23 protein-coding genes are annotated in these 23,949 nt (G+C 60.3%); 15 read left to right on the forward strand and 8 right to left on the reverse strand.

Going from position 1 to position 23,949, the window contains the following annotated elements:
• The first annotated feature begins 36 nt into the window (after window positions 1-36).
• Complete coding sequence (locus tag BW967_RS00605; protein ID WP_175610402.1) at window positions 37-2,913, forward strand: hybrid sensor histidine kinase/response regulator; 2,877 nt, start codon at window positions 37-39, stop codon at window positions 2,911-2,913.
• A gap of 8 nt (window positions 2,914-2,921) precedes the next feature.
• Window positions 2,922-3,824, forward strand: coding sequence for a D-ribose ABC transporter substrate-binding protein (locus tag BW967_RS00610; protein ID WP_076483104.1), 903 nt, complete (start codon window positions 2,922-2,924; stop codon window positions 3,822-3,824).
• A gap of 31 nt (window positions 3,825-3,855) precedes the next feature.
• Here BW967_RS00610 and BW967_RS00615 read toward each other — a convergent pair whose 3' ends face one another.
• Window positions 3,856-4,686: a glycosyltransferase family 2 protein gene (locus BW967_RS00615; protein WP_076483105.1), complete on the reverse strand. Its 831-nt coding sequence runs from the start codon at window positions 4,684-4,686 to the stop codon at window positions 3,856-3,858.
• 123 nt (window positions 4,687-4,809) lie between these two features.
• Window positions 4,810-6,015, reverse strand: a complete 1,206-nt coding sequence (uxuA, locus tag BW967_RS00620) for a mannonate dehydratase (RefSeq protein ID WP_076483106.1) — start codon at window positions 6,013-6,015, stop codon at window positions 4,810-4,812.
• 119 nt (window positions 6,016-6,134) lie between these two features.
• Between uxuA and BW967_RS00625 the strand changes: the two genes are divergently transcribed.
• The 7 genes from BW967_RS00625 to BW967_RS00650 all read left to right on the forward strand — a co-directional run bounded on the left by BW967_RS00625 (window position 6,135) and on the right by BW967_RS00650 (window position 12,510).
• The gene (locus BW967_RS00625; RefSeq protein ID WP_076483107.1) at window positions 6,135-6,899 is read left to right on the forward strand and encodes a GntR family transcriptional regulator; all 765 of its coding nucleotides are present in this window, start codon (window positions 6,135-6,137) and stop codon (window positions 6,897-6,899) included.
• A complete protein-coding gene (locus BW967_RS00630) occupies window positions 6,896-7,873 on the forward strand; it encodes a TRAP transporter substrate-binding protein (protein ID WP_076483108.1) in 978 nt (325 codons plus the stop codon). Before BW967_RS00625 ends, BW967_RS00630 begins: the two co-directional genes overlap by 4 nt.
• Window positions 7,874-7,942: 69 nt before the next feature.
• The gene (locus tag BW967_RS00635; protein ID WP_076483109.1) at window positions 7,943-8,452 is read left to right on the forward strand and encodes a TRAP transporter small permease; all 510 of its coding nucleotides are present in this window, start codon (window positions 7,943-7,945) and stop codon (window positions 8,450-8,452) included.
• The gene (locus BW967_RS00640; protein ID WP_076483110.1) at window positions 8,452-9,729 is read left to right on the forward strand and encodes a TRAP transporter large permease; all 1,278 of its coding nucleotides are present in this window, start codon (window positions 8,452-8,454) and stop codon (window positions 9,727-9,729) included. The genes BW967_RS00635 and BW967_RS00640 overlap by 1 nt, the downstream gene beginning before the upstream one ends.
• Window positions 9,730-9,738: 9 nt before the next feature.
• Window positions 9,739-10,803, forward strand: a complete 1,065-nt coding sequence (locus BW967_RS00645; protein ID WP_076483111.1) for an L-idonate 5-dehydrogenase — start codon at window positions 9,739-9,741, stop codon at window positions 10,801-10,803.
• Between the two features lie 74 nt (window positions 10,804-10,877).
• On the forward strand, window positions 10,878-11,093 hold the full coding sequence (locus BW967_RS19075) for a YjbF family lipoprotein (RefSeq protein ID WP_175610403.1): 216 nt from the start codon (window positions 10,878-10,880) through the stop codon (window positions 11,091-11,093).
• Window positions 11,094-11,133: 40 nt separating this feature from the next.
• Complete coding sequence (locus tag BW967_RS00650; RefSeq protein ID WP_394329250.1) at window positions 11,134-12,510, forward strand: polysaccharide biosynthesis/export family protein; 1,377 nt, start codon at window positions 11,134-11,136, stop codon at window positions 12,508-12,510.
• A 162-nt stretch (window positions 12,511-12,672) separates the two neighbouring features.
• Here the strand turns inward: BW967_RS00650 and BW967_RS00655 are convergent, their stop codons facing one another.
• From BW967_RS00655 to BW967_RS00665, 3 genes are read right to left on the reverse strand one after another with little or no spacing between them, the layout of a single operon-like run.
• Window positions 12,673-14,316, reverse strand: a complete 1,644-nt coding sequence (locus BW967_RS00655) for a GMC oxidoreductase (RefSeq protein WP_076483112.1) — start codon at window positions 14,314-14,316, stop codon at window positions 12,673-12,675.
• Window positions 14,307-14,828 (reverse strand): gluconate 2-dehydrogenase subunit 3 family protein, encoded by a 522-nt coding sequence (locus BW967_RS00660; RefSeq protein WP_076483113.1) that lies wholly within the window; start codon window positions 14,826-14,828, stop codon window positions 14,307-14,309. Before BW967_RS00660 ends, BW967_RS00655 begins: the two co-directional genes overlap by 10 nt.
• Before the next feature lie 18 nt (window positions 14,829-14,846).
• Window positions 14,847-15,263, reverse strand: a complete 417-nt coding sequence (locus tag BW967_RS00665) for a hypothetical protein (protein ID WP_139327774.1) — start codon at window positions 15,261-15,263, stop codon at window positions 14,847-14,849.
• Window positions 15,264-15,668: 405 nt separating this feature from the next.
• On the opposite strand from BW967_RS00665, the gene BW967_RS00670 reads away from it, so the two are divergent.
• Complete coding sequence (locus BW967_RS00670) at window positions 15,669-17,303, forward strand: SulP family inorganic anion transporter (RefSeq protein ID WP_076483115.1); 1,635 nt, start codon at window positions 15,669-15,671, stop codon at window positions 17,301-17,303.
• Window positions 17,304-17,646: 343 nt separating this feature from the next.
• On the forward strand, window positions 17,647-17,853 hold the full coding sequence (locus BW967_RS00675) for a TOBE domain-containing protein (protein ID WP_076483116.1): 207 nt from the start codon (window positions 17,647-17,649) through the stop codon (window positions 17,851-17,853).
• Window positions 17,854-17,855: 2 nt separating this feature from the next.
• On the opposite strand, the gene BW967_RS00680 is transcribed toward BW967_RS00675, so the two are convergent.
• Genes BW967_RS00680 through modA form a run of 3 tightly spaced genes read right to left on the reverse strand, consistent with a single transcriptional unit; the run spans window position 17,856 to window position 20,061 of the window.
• Complete coding sequence (locus tag BW967_RS00680; RefSeq protein ID WP_076483117.1) at window positions 17,856-18,656, reverse strand: TOBE domain-containing protein; 801 nt, start codon at window positions 18,654-18,656, stop codon at window positions 17,856-17,858.
• Between the two features lie 9 nt (window positions 18,657-18,665).
• The gene (locus tag BW967_RS00685; protein ID WP_076483118.1) at window positions 18,666-19,352 is read right to left on the reverse strand and encodes a molybdate ABC transporter permease subunit; all 687 of its coding nucleotides are present in this window, start codon (window positions 19,350-19,352) and stop codon (window positions 18,666-18,668) included.
• Window position 19,353: 1 nt separating this feature from the next.
• Window positions 19,354-20,061 (reverse strand): molybdate ABC transporter substrate-binding protein, encoded by a 708-nt coding sequence (gene modA / locus BW967_RS00690; RefSeq protein ID WP_076483119.1) that lies wholly within the window; start codon window positions 20,059-20,061, stop codon window positions 19,354-19,356.
• A gap of 84 nt (window positions 20,062-20,145) precedes the next feature.
• On the opposite strand from modA, the gene BW967_RS00695 reads away from it, so the two are divergent.
• The 4 genes from BW967_RS00695 to BW967_RS00710 all read left to right on the forward strand — a co-directional run bounded on the left by BW967_RS00695 (window position 20,146) and on the right by BW967_RS00710 (window position 23,946).
• Entirely contained in the window at window positions 20,146-20,910 is a 765-nt protein-coding gene (locus BW967_RS00695) for an ABC transporter ATP-binding protein (RefSeq protein WP_076483120.1), read from the forward strand.
• A 75-nt stretch (window positions 20,911-20,985) separates the two neighbouring features.
• A complete protein-coding gene (locus tag BW967_RS00700) occupies window positions 20,986-21,414 on the forward strand; it encodes a YqaA family protein (RefSeq protein ID WP_076483121.1) in 429 nt (142 codons plus the stop codon).
• 214 nt (window positions 21,415-21,628) lie between these two features.
• Window positions 21,629-22,924, forward strand: coding sequence for an extracellular solute-binding protein (locus BW967_RS00705; protein WP_076483122.1), 1,296 nt, complete (start codon window positions 21,629-21,631; stop codon window positions 22,922-22,924).
• Window positions 22,925-22,989: 65 nt separating this feature from the next.
• Window positions 22,990-23,946 carry a carbohydrate ABC transporter permease gene (locus BW967_RS00710; RefSeq protein WP_083951836.1) on the forward strand — a complete coding sequence of 319 codons (957 nt, stop codon included), beginning with the start codon at window positions 22,990-22,992 and terminating at the stop codon, window positions 23,944-23,946.
• The last annotated feature ends 3 nt before the right edge of the window (window positions 23,947-23,949 follow it).

Consider the following 23,949-nt stretch of genomic DNA (forward strand, 5'->3'; position numbering starts at 1 on the left):
CTTGAAGACCCTTTTCAAAAATCATCCGGGCGGGTTTTGGCCCTGCGTTCCCTCATTATGTCGTCGCATGAGGTGACCTTAGAAGAGTTTGAGGCGTTTTCTGCCGTAGCTGTCGCGCATGGGACCGATTTTGCGCATGGCTATGGTTGGCTGCCCAGTGCGGGGAGCGGGCCGATCATGATGGTTGGCAATATGCCGAACGCGCCAACATTCGAAATGAAAGACTTAAGCCCCCAAGTTCGGAAGCTATTGGAAGATGTTGAGGCCGGGCGCGGCCTTCAGCGTGATGTGCTTGTGGGCGGCGTTTTGGCCGAGCAAAGCGCGAATACCGATCTGGTCACGCTTTTGCGCCAAGTCTCCACCAGCTCCCATAACGGCGACGAAAAGGGGATTGTCTTTGCCACCTTCAGCATTCGGCGGTTCTTGCTGTTTGCCTCGCTGCCGCTGGAAAGCTGGATCACGCGTGTGGCACTGGTTGAAGAGAGTGGAGAGACAACGCTTTTCCGGCATGCACGGATGCCCGGTTTCAGCGCAGAAGAACCGCTGACCCTCACCGAAGGCCCGATGACGTTTTCGCTTGCGGTGCAATATGAAAACACGCCGTTTGGGACCTTTTTCGTCGAAGAGAAGCTCGCGAACCAATTGGTTTTTATCGCCATGATGGTGCTTTTGTCGGCCTCGGCTTATCTGACGCTGCGCCAAATCCGGTTGAGCCGCAAAGCGGCGCAAATCTCGGCCGAGGCGAATTATCAAAAGACCCGTTTTTTGGCGACGATGAGCCACGAGATGCGCACGCCGCTCAACGGGATCATCGGCATGTCGGATTTGTTGCTTGATACCAAGTTGGATGACGAGCAACGCAGGAATGTGCAAACGCTAAACCATTCGGCCGAGAACCTGCTGGCGCTGATCAACCAGATCCTCGACTTTTCCAAGATTGAGGCCCGCGAAGTGGTGTTGGACCCGCAGATCATGGATCTGGGGGAATTGGTTTCGAATGTGATCAATGCCGTTGGCGTGTTGGCCTCAGATAAACAGATCGAATTGGTGGCAATTATGCCGTTGGACGCCTGTATCTCGGTGCAGGTGGACGATATGAAGCTGCGCCAAATCCTGACCAATCTGATGTCAAACGCGATCAAATTCACCAATGAGGGCAGCGTCACGCTGCGGGTGGATGTGATCGAGAAAGACAGCAATGAGCGTGCGGTGTTCCGGTTCACCGTGGAAGATACCGGTGTTGGTATTCCGGCTGAGCGGCTGGAGACGATCTTCAAACCCTTTGAGCAGGCCGATAGTTCGACCACGCGCAATTATGGGGGCACCGGGCTTGGGCTTGCGATCACGCGCGAAATGCTTCTGGCAATGGACAGCGACATTCGTGTGCGTTCGGAAGTTGGAAAAGGGTCGGCCTTTGGGTTTGAACTGCGGCTTGAGGCCGACACCCACACCCCGGTATTGCGTAAGGAGCGCTGCATTCTGGGGCTGCAAAACATGCTGGTGGTGATGCCCGATACGCCGCGCAGGTTGGCAGCGATCATCGAGCTTGAAACAGTGGGCGCACAGCCGATCAGCGCGTTCACGGTCGATGCGGCGCGGCATGTTTTGGAGGGCGCGTTGGAACGGAACGAGCCCATCGGTCTTGTTTTGGCGGGCGATGCGCCAACCGCCGCTGCGATCCGCGCTTACTGCGCCGGGCGTGAAGAATTCTCCAAGATTAAAATCGCGATCGTCCGCTCTTCGGTGCGGAACACGCAACCCTTGAGCAAAGAAGAACAAGCGGCGGCGGATTTCTTTGTGGCCTCGCCGCATACGGCGGTGACCCTGACACAAAATATCGCCTCTGCCTTCCAGCATTGGTTCTTTAGTTCTGGCCCCGACACGGCGATGACCCAGCCGATCCAACCGCCGAAAGTGCGGTATGACGGGCTCCGGGTGCTGCTGGTGGATGACGACAAGGTCAACCAGATGTATGGCACCTCGCTTTTGGGCAAAATGGGCTGCGAGGTTGGTACGGCATGGAATGGGCAAGAGGCGATTGAGACTTTTGGCTCTGGGGCCGACTGGGATGTAATTTTGCTCGATTGTCAGATGCCGATCATGGATGGCTATGAGACGGCGCGAAAACTGCGCGAGGCAATGCAGGAGCGGCGGGTGAAGCGCCGTCCGATCATTGCGCTCACCGCCAATGCACAAAAAGGCGACCGTGAAAAATGCCTCGCCGCGGGAATGGATTCTTTCCTCTCCAAGCCTGTGCGCCAAGGCGATGTGGAAGCCAAATTCAAAGAGCTTTTGCGCGGCTGGAGAGCGAAATCCCCTGCAAAACCTGAAGCTCAAGAACCGGAAGCCCCGCCGCCACAGCCCCCGATGCTTGTGGAACCCATCGACGCGCAGAAGGTGCTGATCGACGATGACGACATACCGCCTGCGGTGCCCGTGGCGGAGCCGCCCCCCGCGCTGACAGGGTTAGAAACCCTCGATGAATTGGAGGGCAACGCCGTGCAAGCTGCGCCCGAAGCGACGAAGGAAGAGACACTCCCCGAATATCGCCCGCGCGCCGAGATCGTTGCCACTGCGGTGATGCTTGAAACGAAAGAGATGTTGGGAGAGGCTTTCGTGCAGCTTTTGCAGACATTCCTAGATGGTGTACCGGGGCAGTTGGGCGCGATCGACTTCGACATTGACGCCCGCAATTATGACAATGTCCGGCTCGTCGCGCACACGTTGAAAAGCTCTTCAAAAATGGTTGGGGCGATGGCGATGGCGGAAGTGGCCGAGTTGCTCGAAGCGGAGGCGCGCGCCGCAGAGCCATCGCGGATCATGGCCTTGTCTTATGCCGATGCCTTGCGGCGCAGTTTCGGCAATTTTGTACGGGTGCTTGATACCGCCCAAAACCTTGCAAAATCGGCCTAGGGGGGACCATGCGGCAGTTTTTCTTTGCTTCGGTGCTGGCCTGTGCAGCGGTTTTTGCCGCCCCGGTGAGGGCCGTTGAAATCTCGATCATCGTCAATGAACCCTCGAACGAGTTCTGGTTCGAAGAGGGGGAATTGGCAAAACGCTACGCGCGGAAACTGGGCTATGACGTGCGTGTTTTTGCGCATTCGGGTGATTTGACCACGGAAACGGCCTTGCTTCAGCGTGCAGTCGAAAGCGGCAGTGCCGCGATTTTACTGGACCCTGCGCATCTGGAAAATTCGGCCCGCGCAGTGGACGAGGTGGTCGCGCGCGGTGTCCCGGTTTTTGTGCTCAATGCCAAGCTGAACTCTGCCAGCGTTACGGCGCAATTTCTGTCAGACAACGAGGCTTGCGGGCGGTTGGCTGCGCAGCAATTCGTGACCGAAATGCAGGGGGCGGGCACATTCGTGCAGTTGGATGGCCCCGATAGCGATCTGAATTCACAACTGCGCCGCCAAGGGTTTGAATCGGTTTTGCCGGAATACCCCAAATTGCAGCGGTTGAAAGCGATGAGCGCGGGCTGGGACAGACAGACCGCGTTTCGGAAAGTCTCTGCATTGCTTGAAACCGGGGCGCATTTTGATGGCGTGCTCTCGGCCAATGATACGATGGCGCTTGGCGCAATTGATGCGCTTGCGAATTATGATCGGGCGCAATTCGTGATCATTGGCGGCTTTGATGGCACTTTCGAGGCCCAAGAGCGCATCACCCGGGGGGACATGAGCTACACGATTGCCCAACCCTTGGAGCAGATCACGCAAAATGCCGTGGATATGATGGACCGGCTCTTGAAGGGCGAAGAACTGCCCAAGGTCGAGGCCCCGTTCCTGTTTCCCTGCCATGTCATCGGTGGTGGGACAACGGGCTAAAACGCCGGAGATCAGCGGGGACTGTTCAGCTTTAAAGGGTTCCCCAAAGCGCCACGGCTGTGATTGCGGTGGCGCCTAGAGCCAGCCCGAGTGCCTGTAGCTTGGCCCGTCTTCGCAGTTGTTTCCTCAGCGCGGTAGTCTCGGCGGTGTGCTGCTGTGTTTGCGCTTTCAATTCAAAGACAAGGCGCTCCAGATTGGCGAGCGATCGCGAAATGGCGGCCTGACCGGTTGGTGTGAAGCCTTCACCAAAATCGAAGGAACTGCCGGTGGAGTTCTGCCCATGCGTGCCAAAATGCTGAACCTGAGATTTTGCGGCGCAGTAGATTTTCCGCCTTCCGCGCATGTAGGTACAGATGTCCCAATCATAACAGGTTGATTGGGGAACATGGCGCAGAACCTCGGCAACCACCTCTTGCGACCAAACGGTTCCTGCAAAGCCAATACTGTGTTTGACAACCATGTCGGTGGCATCCGTTGAGGCGTAGGCTGGATGGGCCGAGGCGTTGAGCAAAGACAGAATGCCCTCGGTTTGGGAAAAATGCGCGTCCACAAAGGTAAGCGCAGAAGAGGAAACGATCAGATCGCTGTCGCACAGAAACAGGCGCTGGTAGCCGCTCTGTGCGAAATGATTGAAAATCGCATGAACCGCGAAATCCGCACGACCGCTGTTGGTGGGCGAAGAGACGATCTGTGCCTGCGGGGCGAATTCTTGCGTAAGGTCGCTATGGCTGTAATCTGTGCTGCCATCATTGAAAATCACCACATCCGCATGGGTGAGACCGTCGAGTTCAAACACCGTGCTCATCGTGTCGCGCAGGCGATCAAGCCTGTTGAACGCCGGAACCGCGATCAAGGTTTTCATAAACGGTATCCTTCCCCAGCGCAGAGCGAGGCTAGGGGAGAGTAGGGGCCTTGCCAATATCCACAAAGCCGCGGCAGCGCAGGGTCTATGGCGCCCGCTGCCGCGCTTGAAGGATCGGCCTTCTTAGGCGCTCGCGCGCGTGAAGGCGTGGTAGAGGCCGCGCAGTTCTGCGAGGCCTTTCAGGCGACCAATCGCGGGGTAACCGGGCTGCGCTTCGCGGCCAATGTCATCGAGAATGTCTTGCCCGTGGTCGGGCCGCATCGGGATCGACCAATCTGTCCGCCCAGCGTCGCGCCGCCGCGCTTCCTCCGCCACCACGGCGCGCATCATTGCCACCATGTCGGTGTGCCCGCTCAGATGCTCATCCTCAAAGAAGGAGTTCATCACCGCCGTGCCCTCGATCCGGACATTGCGCAGATGCAAGAAATGCACCCGGTCCGCCAAAGCCTCAAAGATCTTCACCGGGTCATTGTCAGGCCGCGCGCCGAGTGAGCCGGTGCACAGCGTGACCCCGTTTGCGGGCAGATCGACAGCCTCTAGAATGGTGCGGTAATGCGCCTCGCTCGACATGATCCGGGGCAGGCCCAGAAGCGGGAAGGGCGGATCATCGGGGTGGCAGCACAACCGCATGCACAGTTCTTGCGCAAGCGGCGCGACCTCAGAGAGGAAGTCGATCATGTGGCGCTGCAATTGCGGCTCTGAAATCGCATCATATTCGGCCAGATGCGCACGCACATCTTCCAGCGTGAATCGCTCTGCCGCGCCCGGCAGACCAAAGACGACATTCCCCGCGATCAAGGTTTTCTCGGCTTCGGTCATCTCTGCAAAACGTTTTTGCGCCGCTTCAACCACTTCGGGCGGGAAGCTTTCGGCAGCGCCTTTGCGCGCGAGGATATGAATATCGAACGCGGCGAAGTCGATCAGATCAAAGCGCATGCAACGCGCGCCGTTGGGGCGCTCCCACGCCAGATTGGTGCGTGTCCAATCCAAGACCGGCATGAAATTATAGCAGATCACCTCGATCCCGGCGGCGTGCAGGTTCTGCATCGAGGTTTTCCACGCGGCGATATGGGCTTTCCAATCGCCTTGCTGTTTTTTGATGTCTTCCGACACGGGCAGGGATTCGACCACTTCCCAGTTCAGTCCGGAGGGGCGGCCATCGCGCCGGGTGGCAATTTCAGCTTGGCGGCGGGCAATTTCTTCGGGGGTCCAGACCGTTCCAGTCGGCACATGATGGAGCGCCGAAACCACGCCTTCGACCCCGGCTTGCATCATATCATCAATGCTCACACGGTCTTGCGGCCCAAACCAACGCCAGGTCTGACGCATGTCTTCTCCTCCCCTATGTCACCGCCCGGATGGGGCGTTCCTCGCGCTTTTCCTAGCACGCTGGGGAATGTGTTGACTAGTATGGAAGTATGGCGCATGGTCTGCCTCAGGAGGAGAGAATGACCAAGACGCGCCCCGACCCGGCACGCCTAGACCCGACTGCGCCTGTAGGGCCGCAGTTGGCGCGGCTGATCCGCTGGTCTATCGTTTCCAATGCTTTAGAGCCCGGTATGCGGCTTTCTGAATCCGAAATCGGCTTGCGCTACGGTGTGAGCCGCCAGCCTGTGCGGGAAGTGTTCATCAAACTCGCCGAAGAGGGTTTGGTGGAGGTGCGCCCGCAGCGCGGCACCTTCGTGCGCAAGATCAATATCGCCAACGTGCTGGATTCCCGTTTCGTCCGGGAAGCGATTGAGGCGGATATCGTCAAAGCCTGTGCCCGTGCGCCGGCCCCCGGTTTGGTCGAAGAATTGCGCAGCCAGCTCGAAGCGCAAAAACGCGCGCGCGGTGATGATCCGGCGGTTTTCGTCACGCTCGACGATCTGTTCCACCGCACCTTGGCCGAAGGGGCAGGGCGCCCCAGCGCTTGGGGCGTGATTGATGGGGTGAAGTCGCAGCTTGACCGTGTGCGCCAGTTGACCACCGCGCGGATGCCCGTCGATCACCTTGTGACCCAGCATACCGCCGTGGTGGAGGCGATTGACGCACGCGACCCGAACGCCGCCGAAGGCGCCATCCGCCACCACTTGCAAATGATCCTGTCGGACCTGCCCGCGATCCGCGAAGCCTGCCCGCAGTTTTTCGAACCTCAGGACAATAACCCTGACCTGAGCCAAAACCGGCCACTCCGGCCAGACCCCGAAGCGACCCAAGGGAGGAAACCATGACCGTCGCCAAATCGCTTAAGACCCTGCTGGCAGCCAGCCTTGCCACTGCAGCCCTTTCGGCTGCGGCCTTTGCGCAAGATGTCACGCTCAAGCTGGGTCACCCGGCGAACGAGCAAAACACCTGGCACCTCGCCTCGGTGAAATTTGCCGAAGAAGTCGCTGCGCGCACCGAAGGCCGTGTGGCTGTGGAAGTGTATCCGAACGAAACGCTCGGCAAAGAGATGGACGTCATCAACGGCATGCAGCTTGGCACGGCCGATATGACGATCACCGGGGAATCGCTGCAAAACTGGGCGCCGATGGCCGCGCTGCTCGCCGTGCCCTATGCCTATGGCTCGCTTGAAGAAATGGATGCCATCGCCTCGGGTGAACTCGGCGACCGGATCGAAGCGCAGATCGTTGAAAACGTCGGCATCCGCCCGATTGCCTACTTCGCCCGTGGGCCGCGCGATCTGACCTCGAACCGTCCGATCACCTCGCCCGCCGAGCTTGATGGGCTGAAAATGCGCGTGCCGAACGTGCCGCTGTTCCTCAACGTTTGGAAAGCGCTTGGCGCGAACCCGACGCCGATGGCCTTCTCGGAAGTCTTCACCTCGCTTCAAAACGGCACCATCGAGGCGCAAGAGAACCCGCTCGCGCTGATCAAATCGGCCAACTTCAACGAAGTTCAGAAATACATCAACAAGACCGAGCATGTGCGTTCGTGGATCTATCTGACGATTTCGGAACTTTCGTGGGAAAAACTCTCGGCCGAAGATCAAGCCGCCGTCATGGATGCGGCCGCCGCGGCGCAAGCCTATGAGCGCGAGCTTTTCACCGCGCAAGAAGCCCAACTCGTGGGGGAACTCGAAGCGCTTGGCGTGACCTTCGTCGATGTGGATGGCCCGGCCTTCGCCGCCGCCGCCAAAGATGCGGTTCTGTCCTCGGTTTCCGATGAGATCCGCCCCGAGGTTGAGAAACTCTTCGACAAGTAAGCCGATCCGGCATCATGAGCGGGGGGCGCATCGCGTCCCCCGTTTTTCGGACCGGGCAGGAGAACCCCGATGCAACGCCTCATAAAAACACTGAGCCTTGGCCTTACATGGGTGGCGCGTATCGCCACCGGGCTCGCTTTTCTTGTCATCATCATCGCTGTGGTGATCCAGCTTTTGGGGCGCTCGGGCGTGATCGACTCGGTGATCTGGTCCGAAGAACTGACCCGCTTTGCGCTTTTGTGGCTTGTGGCCTTTGGCGCCGGGCTCGGGCTGCGCTCTGGCGCGCTCGTCAATGTTGATATTTTCTGCGAGGCGCTGCCGGAGCCTTGGCCGTGGCGGCTGCGGCTTTTCTCGGCTGCGCTAACGGCGGTCTTCGCCTTTTCGCTACTGCCCTCTGCGGCCTTCTTCATGCGCATTGGCGCGCGCCAAACCGCGCCTGCCCTTGGCATTCACATGAACTGGATCCACGCCTCCGCGCTGGTGACGCTGGCGGTGCTTGGCACGGTCGCCACCTTGCGCGTGATCGGCATGCTCGCCGGGACGGAAAAGGGCCGCCCCGACAATCTGGAGGATATCTGATGGGCCTTGCACTTCTACTGGGCGTTTTCGTGCTCGGCCTGATTTTGGGCGTGCCGGTTGCGGTGACGCTTGGGGTGGCCTCGGTCGCCTATCTGCTTGAGGCGGGCATCCCGCTCGTGACGATCCCGCAAAAAATGTATGCGGGGATCGACACCTTTGTTTTGCTGTGCATTCCGGGCTTTATCCTTGCGGGGAACCTGATGAATGAAGGCGGCATCACCACCCGCATCGTGCGGCTGGCGCAAGCCATGGTGGGCTGGATGCGCGGCGGTTTGGGGCTGACCAACGTCGCCGCTTCGATGCTTTTTGGCGGTGTCTCGGGCACCGCTGCCGCCGATGCGGCGTCAATCGGGGGGATGATGATCCCCGGCATGAAGAAAGCGGGCTATCCGGTTGAATTTTCAGCGGCAATCACCGCCGCCTCTTCAACCGTGGGGCCGATCATTCCACCCTCGGTGCCGATGATCATTGTCGGCACGCTCTCGGGCATTTCGGTGGGCAAGATGTTCATCGCCGGTGCGCTTCCGGGCGTTTTGATGGGCGTTGCCATGATGATCACGGCTTGGATCATCGCACAGCGCCGCAATTTCCCGCGCCAGCCGTGGCAAGGCTTTGGCGAGTTGGGCAAAGCTTTCCTTGGCGCGTTTTGGGCCGTGTCGATGACGCTTCTGATCATTGGCGGCATGCTTTCCGGCTTTGCGACGCCCACGGAAACCGCCGTTGTGGCCTCGATCTACGCCTTCGTCGTCGGGGCCTTCATCTACCGTGGTCTGAAACTGAGCGCCGTGCCGCGCATCTTGATCGACAGCGCCGTCTCTGCCGCTTCGATCTTGCTCTTGGTGGGGCTCGCCAATGTGTTTGGCTGGATCTTGGTTTCTGAGCGCATCCCGCAGATGATCGCAGAAACGGTGCTGTCGATCACGACGAACAAATATGTGGTGATCTTGCTGATCAACCTCGTGCTGTTGTTCATGGGCATGTTCATGGAAACGATCGCGGCGCTGATCATTTTGTTCGTGCCGCTACTCGCGCTGGCGCAAGGTGTCGGCATTGACCCGATCCATTTCGCGACCTTCGCCGTGCTAAACCTGATGATTGGCCTCACCACCCCGCCGGTGGGGGTGTGCCTGTTCATCTGTGCAGGCATTGGGCGAATTTCGCTAGCGCAAATCACCAAGGCGATTTGGCCGTTCCTGCTTACCAACCTCATCGTGCTGATGCTCGTGTCTTACGTGCCCTTCTTCAGCACGTGGCTCCCCAATCTTCTCTCCAACTAGGCTTTCCTGATGACCCAAGCGCTCAACCGCATCGTCCGGCTGCATGGACAAAACGACCTGCGCCTTGAAACCGAACCCATGCCCACGCCCGGCCCGGGCATGGTGATGGTCGCTATTGGCGCCGTAGGGTTTTGCGGCTCCGATCTGCATTACCATTCCGAAGGCGGCATCGGCACAATCCGCGTGCGCGAGCCGATCATTTTGGGCCATGAGGCGGCGGGGACCATCGTCGCGCTTGGCGAGGGAGTGCCGGGCTTGGCCGAGGGCGATGTGGTCGCGCTGAACCCCTCGCACCCCTGCGGGGAATGTGAGTTCTGCGCCAAAGGCCAGCATCAGCATTGCTTGAACATGCGCTTTAAAGGCTCGGCCATGTTCTTGCCGCACGAACAGGGCTTCATGCGCGACCGCGTGGTGATTGGCGCGGCCCAATGCCACAAAATCGCGCAAGGCGTGCCAGTGACCGAAGCGGCGCTTGCCGAGCCTTTGGCCGTGTGCCGCCGCGCGATCACCCGCGCTTTGGAGGTCGCGGGCGATCTGACCGACAAACGCGTGCTGGTGACCGGCGCCGGGCCGATTGGAGTGCTCTGCGTTGCACTCGCGCGTCATTTCGGGGCGCGCGAGATCGTTGTCACCGACCTGCATGATGCCACGCTGGAGGTTGCGCGTCAGGTCGGCGCGACGCAGGTGATCAATGTCGCGCGCGAGGCCGAGGCTTTGGCGCCTTGGGGCGAAAACAAAGGGCAGTTTGATCTCGCCTTTGAATGCTCCGCCGCGCAACCCGCGCTGCGCAGTGCGATTGCCAGCGTGCGCCCGCTTGGCACCATTGTGCAGGTGGGGGTGATGGGCGACACGCCGGTGCCTTTCAACATGCTGGTGGCGAAAGAGCTTAACGTCATCGGCACGCACCGCTTTGATGCCGAGTTTGCGCAAGCGGTGGAACTGATCAACAGCCGCGCGCTCAACCTCGCCCCGGTGGTGACGCAGGTCTTCGACGGGGCCGAGGCGCTCGAGGCGATCAAGGTCGCCGCAGATCGCAGCTGTGCTGTGAAGGTTCAACTCGTCTTCACGCCCTGAACCTCCCTCTGCGAGAAGACATCGCGCCGCTCCTTCGGGGGCGGCGTTTTTGATTCATTAGGCGAAGGTGGCAAGTGGCTATCAATCCCGGCGGGACAGATCGCGTGGTGGTTGGCGACACGCCGGTCTCAACGCGGATGATAACCGCGCAGTGCCGCGGCGGATTGGTCGCTTTCTTTAACTATTATTGGGTTGTGCCGCATCGCGGCGAGATCGTACAATCAAGCCGATGGGCAAGCCCGCTGTTAGGCAAGATATCCTTGCGTAAGGTTCCCTGCGTCCGTAATTGAAGACTGGTCCCGCCCGAGCGTTTTGCGATTGGAGTTACACTTGCGATTGATCATGACCGCCCTGCTTTCGGGCACCGTTCTTGTTGGCCCCTTGTCGGGCTGCGGCGTCGTCTATCACAGTTCCTCCGTCTCGCCCGGGGTCTCGGCCGAGGGTAAGGTGCGGGTGTTGCCCCTCACCGCTGAATCGGTGATGGTGGCGAATGCGGCTCCCTACCAACCGCGCGAATTGCCAAGCTATTTTCGGCAAACGGCAGGGTTGAGCGGCTCGATGTCGGCGCCAATCGCGGCCCCTGACGCTGCGTTTGACCGTGTGACCCGCCCGGGTCGGCTCGACACCCGGTTGCCGCCGCCCGCGACCACGCCCAACTACCGGATCGGCATTGGCGACGTGGTGCTTCTGGCCACGCCGCAAGCGGGGTCGACGGTGGAACAACTGACCGGCATTCTTGCCGCACAAACCGCCCGGCAAGGCTATACGGTGCAAGATGATGGCTCGATCTCCGTGCCCACCGTGGGGCGCGTGCAAATTGCGGGCCAAACCGTGGATGACGCGGAAGCAACGCTGTTCCAACGCTTCCTCGACAAGCAAATTGATCCGACCTTCTCGCTTGAAATCACCGAGTTCAATTCGAAGAAAGTTGCGATCGGCGGCGATGTCTCCAATCCGGGGATCGTGCCCGTCACGCTGCAACCGCTGCATCTTGATGAAGCGCTCGCGGCCGTGGGCGGCGTGAAATCAGCAGATCTCGATACGGCGGTGGTGCGGATTTACCGCTCCGGCAAGCTTTACCAAGTGCCGCTCAAATCGGTCTACGAGAAGCCCGAAATCGGCCGGATGTCGCTTCTGGCGGGGGATAGTCTCTTTGTCGATACGGCCTATGAGCTTGATAAAGCGGCGGCCTATTTCGAAGAGCAGATCAAATTGGCCGAGTTCAAGCAGGCCGAACGGCAATCGCGCCTGCAAGCCCTTCAGACCGAGATCGGCCTGCGCCGCAGCGAATTGCAGGAGCGTCGCGATACCTTCGCGACACGGCTCGAACTGGGCGCTGAGGCGCGTGACTACGCGTACATCACCGGCGAAATCAGCAAACAGACCCGCTATGCATTGCCCTATGACCGCAAGGCGACACTGGCCGATGCGATCTATGATGCAGGCGGCGGGCTTGATGTCGCGCGCTCAAACCTGAAGGAAATCTACGTTCTGCGTGGCTCGAGCGATCCGATGGAATACGAGTCCATCACCGCTTGGCACCTTGATGCCCGCAATGCGGCGGCAATGCTTCTGGCCACCCGGTTCGAACTGCACGCCAACGATGTGATTTTCGTCGCGACCCAGCCCGTGCGCCATTGGGGCAATGTGGTGAATGCGATCACGCCTTCGCTGATCGTCTCCTCGGTGAATGCAGCTTCGAACTGAGTTTGGCAGGATCTGTTGTTGATGATCTGGACTGCCCATGGGGCAGTCCAACGTTTTTTCGCATGCCAATCATCCACATCCGAGATGTTGGTTTGCGCGTGTGATCGGGCCGGGATGGCGGATGAAGAACGAGCGCTAAAGGTTGGGGGGGCTTTGGCAGTTCTATGCCGCAGCAGCTTCCGCGGAGCGTAGGGCAAGGGCCATGATGGTCAGGGAGGGCGACTCCCCAAAGCCCGAAGACGGGAAAACAGAGGCATCTGTGATCCAAAGATTTTCGTGGTCATGCGCGCGACAGAGGGGGGTGACCACAGAGGTTTCGGCCTCGCGTCCCATACGTGCCGTGCCAAAAACATGCGTTGCAGAGAAAGTGTCTCGGCTGCTTGCTTCCTCAACAAGCGTGGTGTCGGCGGCGGCCAGAACGGCGCGCGCTGCCGTGCGCATGGCGCGCAGGCGGGCGATAGATTGCGCCGTCAGCACTGAGGAGATCCGCGCGATCGGTTGGCCGAACGCGTCGCGTAGTTGCGGATCAAGCTGAATATGCGAGCGCGCATCGGGAACCACTTGGCCGATGGCCCCAACCGCGATGGCCGCCCCAAAATTCTGCCGCATCGCCGCTTTTAGGTCGTTTCCAAAGCCCGGCAACAGGCGGTTTGCATAGGCGATCGGGCCATTGAGCCCCGTTTCGGAGGTGGTGTGGTTCAGCCGAAACCCGGCTCGCGCCCCCGGTCCCCACCAAATTGCATCGGCGGGAAGGCCAAACTGGCTGCGGATGGGCGCTTTTGCCAAGCCGACACTGCGCAGCGACAGGGTCTCCATGAAATTGCGCCCGAGTTGCCCAGAGCCGTTCGCAAGACCCTCTGCATGATCCCTATTTGCCGAAGCCAGCAAAAGCCGTGGCGTTTGGACGGCACCGGCTGCAAGAAACACCATCGGTGTTTCCACATCCTGTGCGACGTCCCCCACGATCACCGTTGCCCGTTCGATGCGCCCCCCCGGCCCGGGATGAAGTTGGGTCACCGTTGCATTGGGGATCAGCGTCAGGCGCCCGGTTGCATGCGCTCTTCGCAGCAAAGAGACATCGGTTGATCCTTTGTCGCCCAAGGGGCAGCCGCGCGCGCACTGGCCGCAATAATTGCACGGGGGGCGATCATCATAGGGTTCGGAAAGCGTGAAATGCGGATTGACCTGCCAGCCTTGGCCAATCTTTTTGCCCGCTTCCAACAGGACTTGGGCGCCGGGGCTTAGCGGATGCGCGGGAAGGGGGTAGGGCTGGCTGCGCCACCGACCGCCGTCTTCAGGCGTGCCGGCGACGCCAATCATCTGTTCGACGCGCGTGTAATAGGGTTCCAGATCGGCATAGCCGATCGGCCAATCTGCGCCGTCTCCGGTCAGGCTCCCCGCCCGAAACGCATCGGGGTGAAAGCGGTGCGCTTCGCCAACAAAATGCAAAGTGCTGCCGCCCACGCCCATTACATGGAAATAGCCTTCGTTCAAAGGCGGGCGGGCGCTGCCAGCGGGTAGGCGCCAAGGAAACCCCGCCTGAGACCAATCCGCCAGATCTTCGTCTTCTGGCGCGAGGGTTCCAAGATCGCCCCATGAAACCTGCGCCCGGCTACCGGATTTGACCGGAAACGGGCGGCGCTCCCAGCCCGGCGTATCAAGCGGATAGTCCACCACAGGGTCAAAGGCCGGTCCCGCTTCCAGCAAAAGCACGCGCAACCCAAGCGCACACAATTGCCACGCCGCCGCAGCGCCCCCCGCACCGGAGCCGATGACCACAGCATCGTGTGAACCGTTTAGCGCCATGGGGGGAGGTATCCCTCGGGTTGCGGGCTTGGGTTCAGCCCCAATCCCGCAAGGGACTCGGGCGTCGCATAGTAAAACTCCACCGCGAGCGCGCGCGCGATATGATAAAAACGGCCCGGGATCTGATTGTAATCCGCCGCCGACATATAGGTCAGAATCTCGGTTCTTTCGGCGAAGGAAAGCTGCCAGAACGGAACCTGCGCCAAGCCATCCATCCAGTTCAGCGCGATGATGAACAATTGTTCAAGTTGGCCATTTGCGGACAGAAAGGCCCGCAAGTCAGTGGCAACCCCGACCGCTGTCGCAGCGGGAGACAGGTCATCTTCGGGCAAGAACGTATCAAGCAACGCCCCAAGAGAGGCGAAAGCCGCCTCATCCGAGGTGTTTTGCGCCCGCGCCGTGGAGGGCACACCGATCAAAGCAGACAGGCCCGCCGAAAGCGCAAGTGCTAGCGCTTCGCGGCGGGTCGTCTTGTTTTGCGAAAACGGCGTATGAACCGTTTTGGGCGTCATCGGGCAGGCCGAGGGTTTTTAACGGTTCTGATCCGTGTTCATGTAGCTTGTTGTCGTGGTCGTGGTCGGCGATTTGGTGGCGCCAAGACCCATCTGGAAGCCGCGCTTGCAGATGTCATAGCTCGAGGTGATCGTCGCGCCAGAGGTGTTATAGGCCACCCCAATGTCACAGCCGAACGTGCCATCGAAGTTGTAGGTCACACCGCCCGTCAACGCGCCGCTATCACGCTTGTTGGTCGAGAGCGCTTTCAGGGTAATGCCCGGCGTGCCCGGAGCGCCGCCGCTGCCAAAAGTCCAAGACATCCCCAAAAACAGCGAGGGGTCATTATTGGTGGTCGTGACCGTCGTCGGGATACTCCCCCCGGCAGAGGCGATCGAAGCAACAAAGACAAACGGCGCCGCAAGCAGCAGCGCTTTAACATGGGAACCAGTCATGAGTGCCATCTAGATATTCCTTTGCGCCAATCGTGTTTGGGCTGGATGCCAAGGCGTCACGCTTTGCCCATAATTTGCGGTGCAACCCCATCCCCCAAGGCTTATGCGTAGGCTTTCCGTTTATTTGCGTCAAGTTTTGCCGATTGGGGCCTTTGTAAATGGGCGTTTCTGCCTATCGAGCGGGCACCCTTTGGGGCCAATTCTCTTCGGTGTCAGTTTGCCCTGCGCGCCGTGTTTCCGCTTCACGCGGGCGCTTTGTGCCCTATTGTCAAAACAGGGGCAGCAACCAGCGGCGCGCAAAATGAAAACCGATAGAAAACAAGTCTTTGATCGCCAAACGCTATATTTGCGGACCAAAAACAGCGCCAAAACTGGTGTGAAACGGTGCGTTCTTAGGATCAAGACATGAGCATGAGGCTCTTTGCATCGCTGCGCGGGGCAAGCCTGCGCCATGATCTGATCGCCGCGCTGACCTTGGCTGCGCTTGCTCTGCCCGAACAATTGGCAACTGCGCGTCTGGCGGGCTTGCCCGCGGCGCAGGGGATCGCAGTCTTCGCGGTCGCATCGCTGGTGATGGTTCTGGTCTCGCGGGACAAAGTTCTCTCGGTCGGTGCGGATTCGAGCATTTCGCCGATCATCGCCTCTGCGCTGATTGCGGCGACCGTGCCGGGGGCGGCGCCGTTGATCGCGGCGCTGGTCGGGGTGATCTTGTGCATCGTTGCTCTTTTGCGTCTTGAGGGGATTGCCCGCCTTTTGTCCATGCCTGTCGCGACGGGAATGATGGCGGGGATTGCGCTGCATATTCTTGTGGGCCGTCTGCCCATCGCGCTTGGGATAGAGATCCCTGCGCGAAGCCCCGTTGCGACGCTTGAAGCACTATGGCAGGCCAGCGATGCAATCCGCTTTGAACCACTCGCGTTGACGATGCTCGTCACGGGGCTGTGCGTTCTTGGCCGGGCGTGGAGCGCGCGCTTCCCCGCAGCGCTTGTTGCCCTGGCGGCCGCTGTGGCGATTGCCGCCTTTGCAGATCCAGACGCAACACTCTGGCCACGTGTGGAAACCTTTGGCGGCAGTTGGGGGCTGACGCCGCTCACGGTCTCGCCCGATGCGATCCTTTCTTTGCTGCCGGTGGCACTGGTGATCGCCTTCCTGTGTCTTTTCCAGACCACGGCGGTGCTGCGCGAGGGACGCGCGGATCAGCCCAAAGACCGCCGCAATGCGCTTGGCGCGCTCGGCCTGTCGAATTTGGCTGCCGCCGCGATTGGTGGCTTTGCGGTGAATGCCAGCCCGCCACGCACTGCCATCTTGCGCGACGCCGGTGCGACGAGCCAGTTTGCGGGGGTCATTGCCGCGCTGGTCGCGCTTGCGGTCATGGTTTTGGCCCCGGATCTCTTGCAACGGGTGCCCGCCGCCGCGCTTGCCGGGATTTTGGTCTTTGTTGCACTCCACATCTTTCCGCTGCGTAGCTTTGTTACGCTTTTGCGCCACAGCCGGATCGAGGCCGGTATTGCTCTCACGACCACGGCGCTGGTGACGGTGCTGCCTTTGCAAAGCGGGCTGCCACTTGCGATTTTGCTTTCTTTCTTGCACGCGACACTGCCACTTTTCGCAACGCAGGTCGTGCGCCTGTCGCAGGTTCCGGGCACGACAATTTGGTGGCACCGTCCCGAGGCCGATGCCGCCGGTCGTGTGCCCGATCTGCTGGTGCTTGGCATCACCGCGCCGATGAATTTCGTGACCGCAGAGGGGATCGTCGCGGAAATTCGCGCCTTCCTTGCCTGCAAGCCAAAGCCGCCGTCGCGGTTGGTTTTGGAATGTGCGGGCCTTTTGTCGCTCGATTTGACCGGGGCAGGGGCCTTGATCGCGTTGATCGAGGAATGCCATCGCAATGGCACGGCGGTGGCTTTGGCAAGGGTGGAGTCCGACCGCGCCTATGCGCAACTTGCCCAAGGCGGTGTGCTGGAGGTGCTGGGCAAGGACCGTGTCTTCGACAGCGTAGCGGAAGCCGTTCATGCGCTGGGGCCGCATGCGACTTTGTGAAGAGAACGCGCTAAGACATTGGGCTTGGCGGAGGGGGGCAGTGGCCCTTTTGTGGCCCTTATCACGCAGAAGCGAAATCCAGAGAAACTCGGTGTGCGCGCAAAAAAAACGCGATCGGGAGGTCAATGTGCCGCGTAGCATCATGGCCAGTTCGGGAAAGCGGGCTACGGCTATCTTCGAATTTGCGCCATCCAATCCCCTAGGCCGTCGCCTTACATGCTCCCGGAGACTACCCGGCGTTATGTAAATCCATCCTATATTGTCAAAGGTTTGCCGTGGGCGGAAAACGGATATGGGGCGATTGCGCCTCTGATGATTTGATGAAGTAAGAAAGGTTTTTTCGATGAAACTCAGCGCACGCAATATCCTTGATGGCACGATCACCGCGGTCGAGGTGGGTCAGGTAACGACGCATGTCAAACTCGACATCGGCGGCGCGACGATCACCGCTTCAATCACCAATGAAGCCGCAGCCGATCTGGGGCTGAAGGTCGGTGAAAAAGCCTGCGCGGTGATCAAATCGAGCGATGTGATCATCGGTATCGCCTAATCTTAGGGTCGGGCCAAGATCACATGGCTCGCCTTGAACAGCGCCGTGGCGGGAACGCCCGGCGCAAGCCCCAAAGCCTCGGCGCTGGAGTGGGTGATGACAGCGGTGATGGATTTGCAGGCGCCAAGGTCGATCACGATCTCACTGTTCACCGGGCCATCGGTGCGGGCCGCCACAAGCCCCGTGAGCCGGTTGCTTGCAGAGACGCGCCCCGGGTCGCCCCCCGCCGTCAGCATCACGAAACTTGCCTTGATCAAAGCAAACACCGTAACGCCGGGTGCAAGCCGCATCTCTGCCGCTGAGCGTTCGGTGATGACGGCGGTCAGGTGATGCCCGTCGGTGAGCGCCAATTCCACCTCGGCGTTGACGGGCCCCATCGTCACCCGTGTGACCGTGCAGCGGAAGGTGTTTCGGGTGGAGGTGTGCATTGTCATGCTCCAGAGTTTCTCCAAGACCTGCTCGGGGGCGGTGCAGACCCCGCCCTCCAGCGTTGTCAGCGCCTGCGCCAATGTGGTTTCCAGCTGCTCAAAACCCGCAATCAAGGCCCGTCCAGCCTCCGTCACCCGTGCATTGCCGCCCGTTCGGCCTCCCGGCGCAGCTTCGACCAAGGGCCGGTCAAACAGGTTATTGAGCGTGCCCACCGCATCCCAAGCCGTTTTGTAAGACAGGCCCAGTTCGCGCGCGGCCCCGGCGATGGTGCCCAAGCGCTCAATCGCGGCCAGAAGGCGGATCCGGTCTTGCCCGATCCGGGCCTCTCCGGGGCGATGCAAACTGAGCGAGGCGGTCAGCGGTCGTTCGTTCATGGCAAATCCTCAAACAAGCGGGGCTGGCTTCCGGCGCAGCACCAAAAGCACCGCAACAGAGACAAGGCCCAAAGCGGCAGACAGGACCAAGGCCCGGTGGAAATCGCCCACCGTGACGGCGTTATAGATTTCAAGTGAAACGGTGTTGGTGCGGCCAAGAATATTGCCGCCGAGCATCAGCGTGACGCCGACTTCGCCAAGCGCGCGTGCGGTCGCCATCAGCAGCCCCGCCGCCACCGCCCCCGCAATATTGGGCAAGATCACGCAAACGAAAATCGAGGCCTCGCCATGGCCCAAAGTGCGCGCGGCCTCAGCAAGGTTGGTGGGCAGCGCTGCGATCGCGGCTTGCACCGGTTTTACGATCATCGGTAGCCCGACGATCACCGAGGCAAGCAAGACGCCCGCTTCGGTGAAGACAAAGCCTTGGCCCAGATGCGCCTCGATCCACGTGCCAAAGCCGCGCCGCCCCAAGAGCAACAAAAGCCCAAACCCCAAGACGATGGGGGGGAAGACCATCGGCAAGGTCACCAGCACATCAAGCGCCCCACGCCCCCACCAACCGCGCCGCGCAAGCGCCCAGCCAAGGGCTACGCCAAGGCTTGCATGCACCAAAAGCGTGCCGAGCATGATCCGCAGGCTGAGCCCCAAGGGAAAGGCCAGCGCCGGATCGCCCAAAACCTCGGCGAACCCGGCCATATCACAGCCCGTTCGCGGCCATGATCGCCTTGGCCGTTGGGGTTTCGAGGAAGGCGGCAAACCCTGCGGCTTCATCGCTCAAGAGCCCGCAGGCAATTTCAATCGGGCTATAAAGCGCTGGGTCTACAGGCACATAGCCGCCGATGGCCGCGCCCGCGCCAATCGCATCGGTGATATTGAGAAATCCAGCCTCGACCTCGCCGGTGGTGAGATAGGCGGTCACCTGCGGCACCGTCTGGACCGAGATCAGCTTCGCGCCCACCTGATCGCCCAAGCCGGAAGCGGCCAGATATTCGCGCCCCGCTTTGCCATAAATCGCCGCCTTGGCATCGGGAATGCCGATCCGGGTGACGCTTGCTTGCGCAATGTCTTCCGCCGCGCGCAGGCTTTGCCCTTTGGCATAGGCCACCACCAGCTTGCCCGCGCCAAGCGGCACGAACCGGGTGAACGTGAGCCCCTCGGCCTTCGCCAAGACCTTGCGGTCGCCGCAGACCATCGCGATTTGCCCGCTTTCACGCGCCTGCCCAAGCACTTGGCCCATATTTCCATAGACTTGGCCGATGCTTTCGCCGCCTTGAGCTTCGTAGGCGGCAAAGACCTGCGCCATCGGGCGGCGGTAGCCCGCGCCAGAGGCCACAGTAAGCCCTTCGGCCCAAGCAGAGGTGGCACAGACCGTCAAAAGGGCGAAGATGGCAAGCTTCTTGCGCATGGATTTCTCCTGTCAGAACGTGGGGGTGGACTCGGGGAGTGTTTCGCTATGTAGTCAGGCTATACAGCGAAACGGAGCCTGCCCATGCCAAACTTCGTGCCAAGTCCGCGCCCCCTTCACGCCACCCTGCGACAGGGGCTTTCTGGCTCCCAGGGGCGGTTTTTACTCGATGTGGATCTGCGCATTGCACCGGGGGAATTCGTGGTGCTGACCGGGCCGTCGGGGGCGGGAAAGACCACATTGATGCGATTAATCGCCGGGTTGATGCGGCCCGAAAGCGGCCATGTCACGATGGGCGGCGAGACATGGTGCGACACGAAAGCGGGGGTGATGCGCCCGGTGCGAGATCGGTCCTTGGGTTTCGTGTTTCAAGATTACGCACTTTTCCCGAACATGAGCGCGGCGCGGCAAATAGCCTATGCGCTGCCCGGTATGGCCCGGGCGGAGCGCGCAGAGCGGGTGGATGAAATGCTGGCGCTCGCAGGGCTTTTGGGGCTTGCGAAGGCACGGCCTGCGCAGCTTTCAGGCGGGCAAAAGCAACGGCTCGCCTTGGTCCGCGCGCTTGCTAGGCGACCGAAACTGCTGTTGCTGGATGAGCCGCTTTCGGCGCTGGATCCCGAGACGCGGGCACGGCTGCAAGATGATCTGCGCACCTTGCATGCCCATTTTGGCGCCACCACGCTGATGACAAGCCACGATCCGGCTGAGGCGGCGCGCCTTGCCGACCGAGTATTACGGCTGGAAGCGGGACGATTGGTGCCGCTGCGCCCTCCGAAATTGGCGATCTTTCCCCGACCAAAGCAAACCGAGGATATTGGTTCGCACAAAGCGGCCTGTATCGGGGTATAAGCCGCGCAGCTTGATCCAATTGCCTTTGGCAGCCTGCCTGTGGTGAACGCGGTCACAATCACCACAGGACCCTAAATGCTTGCACTGATCGGATTGTTTTTCGCCGCGCTTTTGGCCGCGACCTTAGTGCCCGCGCAATCGGAAACGGTGCTGGTTGGGCTGATCCTTGCGGGGGCGCATCCGCTTTGGGGGCTGCTGGTGGTGGCGACAGCGGGGAATGTGCTGGGCGCGCTGATCAATTGGGGGCTCGGCCGCTTTTTGGGCCATCACGCTGGCGCGCGCTGGTTTCCGGTTTCGCCCAAAGCTTTAGAACGTGCGCGCAATGCCTATGCGCGTTGGGGGCATTGGAGCCTTTGGGGGGCTTGGTTGCCCATTGTCGGCGACCCGCTCACCTTTGCAGCGGGGCTGTTGCGCGAGCCGATGTGGCGGTTTTTGGCCGTGGTGACTTTGGCAAAAGGCGGCCGCTATCTCGTGCTCGCTTGGGCGACGGTTCAGCTTTCGTGACCTGATGGCAACGTGATCCAAACCGCCAGCCCAGCCTCGGCGCGATTGGCGATCTTGAGCGGTCAAAACCGGTGCCGATACAGCGGGATAGACCCGCAGCAGATCTGTCGCCGCCGTTGCACTTGGGTGGATTTCATCGAACCGTTACGCAAAGGTTAACATTCTGTCACTGCCTCGGGGCAGGGTCCGCGCGAACTGAACCTCGGAGAGACCCATGCTCAAAACCGTTTCCCTCGCAACGCTTGTTGCCGCCTTGACCACCACCTCGGCGCTGGCCCAAACCGAAATCAGCTGGTGGCACGGCATGGGGGGCCGAAATGGCGAAGTGATCAACGAAATCTCGATGAAATTCAACGAGGCGCAGCAGGCTTGTCATCTGACGCCGCTTTCGAAAGGCACCTATGAAGAGGCGCTGGCCTCGGGCATCGCCGCGTTCCGTTCGGGCGAACAGCCCAACATCTTGCAAGTGTTCGACGCGGGTGCCGCCACGATCATGGCTGCCAAAGGCGCGACGATTGCCGCTGAAGATCTGATCGTGCAAGCGGGCAAACCCTTCAACCGCGAAGACTTCATTGCGGGCGTGCGCAACTTCTACGCCGATGCCGATGGCAAATTCGTCGGCATGCCGTTCAACTCGTCGGCGCCGATCATGTATATCAACACCGAGGCGCTGGAAGCTGCGGGCGTTGAAGCGCCGACCACTTGGGAAGAGTTTGAAGCGGTTGCGCCGAAGCTGAAAGAAGCGGGCTATATTCCGCTGACCGCTTCGCAGTTGACCTGGATGTTCATGGAGAACTTCAAGTCCCGCAATAACCAGCAATTCGCGACCAATAACAACGGCTATGACGGGATCGAAGGCACCGAGATCATCGTCAATGACGACAACACCGTGATGATGTTCGACAAGCTCAAAGAATGGGCTGATGCGGATCTCTTTGGCTTCTATGGCGCGGGTTGGGCTGACAACCAAAAACCGTTCGAAGAGGGCAAAGTGGCGTTCTGGATCGGCTCGTCGGGCAGCTTCGGTGGCCTGCAAAAAACCGCCACCATGCCGTTCTCGGCAGAGTTCCTGCCCTATTGGGCCTCGCTTGGCGAAGGCACTCAATCCTTCATCGGGGGCGCGGCGCTTTTCGCGATGGCGGGCAAACCCGCGGAAGAAAATGCCTGCACGGCGGAGTTTTTCAGCTTCCTGACCTCGCCGGAAATCCAAGTCTACTGGCATGAAAACACCGGCTATGTGCCGATCACCACGGCCGCTTACGAAATGGCGAAAGCCGAGGGCTGGTATGACGAAAAGCCGGTCGCTGAAGTCGGCATCCAACAGCTGATGTTGCCGGGTGGCGAATGGACCAAGGGCTATCGTCTGGGCTTCTTCCCGCAAATCCGTTCCATCGAAGAGCGTGAATTCAACCGCATCTTCTCGGGCGAAGTAAGCCCGAAAGACGCGCTCGACACGATCCAAGTGGAAGCGAATGCGCTCTTGGCGAAATTCGCCAAAACCGCGAACTGAGCCCCATTCAACTGACTTTGGCTCCGGAGGGACACCTCCGGAGCTTTCCCCATTGAAAGACGCCGATGACCGCTTCGCCTGTTGTCCCTTCTCCGTTTTTGCGGCTGCGCCAGTGGTGGACGCGCCCCTCCGCGCATCCCGCCAAAGTCGCGCAGTTTGACCGCCCGCTGGCGCCTTGGCTGTTTGTGGCGCCGCAGCTTTTGATTGTGGCGATCTTCTTTTACTGGCCCTCGGTGCAGGCGGTGACCTCTTCGTTTTACCTAGAGGACCCATTTGGTTTTGGCGCGGCTTTCGTTGGGCTGGACAATTACCGCGAGGCGCTCTCCTCAACCGAATATCGCAATATCGCCGGGTTCACTGCGCTTTTCGCGGCCACGGTCACGGCGCTCTCGCTCGGTCTTGGGCTTTTGCTTGCGGTGAAGGCCGATGCGGTGATGCGCGGGGCAGGGGCCTATAAAACCGCGCTCATCTCCGTTTATGCCATCGCGCCGCCGGTTGTGGGGCTGATTGGTATGATGATGTTTGACATGCATATCGGCCCTTTCACCAAAGCCGCCGCGCTTTTTGGTTGGGAGATGCGGGTGGGGATTGATTACCGTGATACCGCCGTGGCGTTGATCACCGTCGCGGTGTGGAAGCAAATCCCCTACAACTTCATCTTCTTCCTGTCGGGCCTTCAGGCCGTGCCTTCAAGCGTGCGCGAAGCCGCGTTGATTGATGCGCGCTCGGGCTGGCGGCGGTTTCGCGATGTGACCTTGCCGCTTTTGGCCCCCACCGGCTTTTTCTTGCTGGTGATCAACATCACCTATGCGCTCTTTGATACCTTCGGGATCATCGACGTGATGGTGAAAGACAAACCCGCCAACAACCCGATCACACTGGTCTACAAAGTCTATCTTGATGGCTTCAAAGGCAATGATATCGGCGGTTCCTCGGCGCAATCGGTCATTTTGATGGTGGTCGTCGCCGCGCTCACTGTGGCGCAATTCCGGCTGATTGAGCGCCGGGTTCATTACGGATAAGCC

Origin of the sequence: Rhodobacter aestuarii (genome assembly GCF_900156655.1) — a bacterium.
GTDB classification, from domain to species: Bacteria; Pseudomonadota; Alphaproteobacteria; order Rhodobacterales; family Rhodobacteraceae; genus Rhodobacter; species Rhodobacter aestuarii.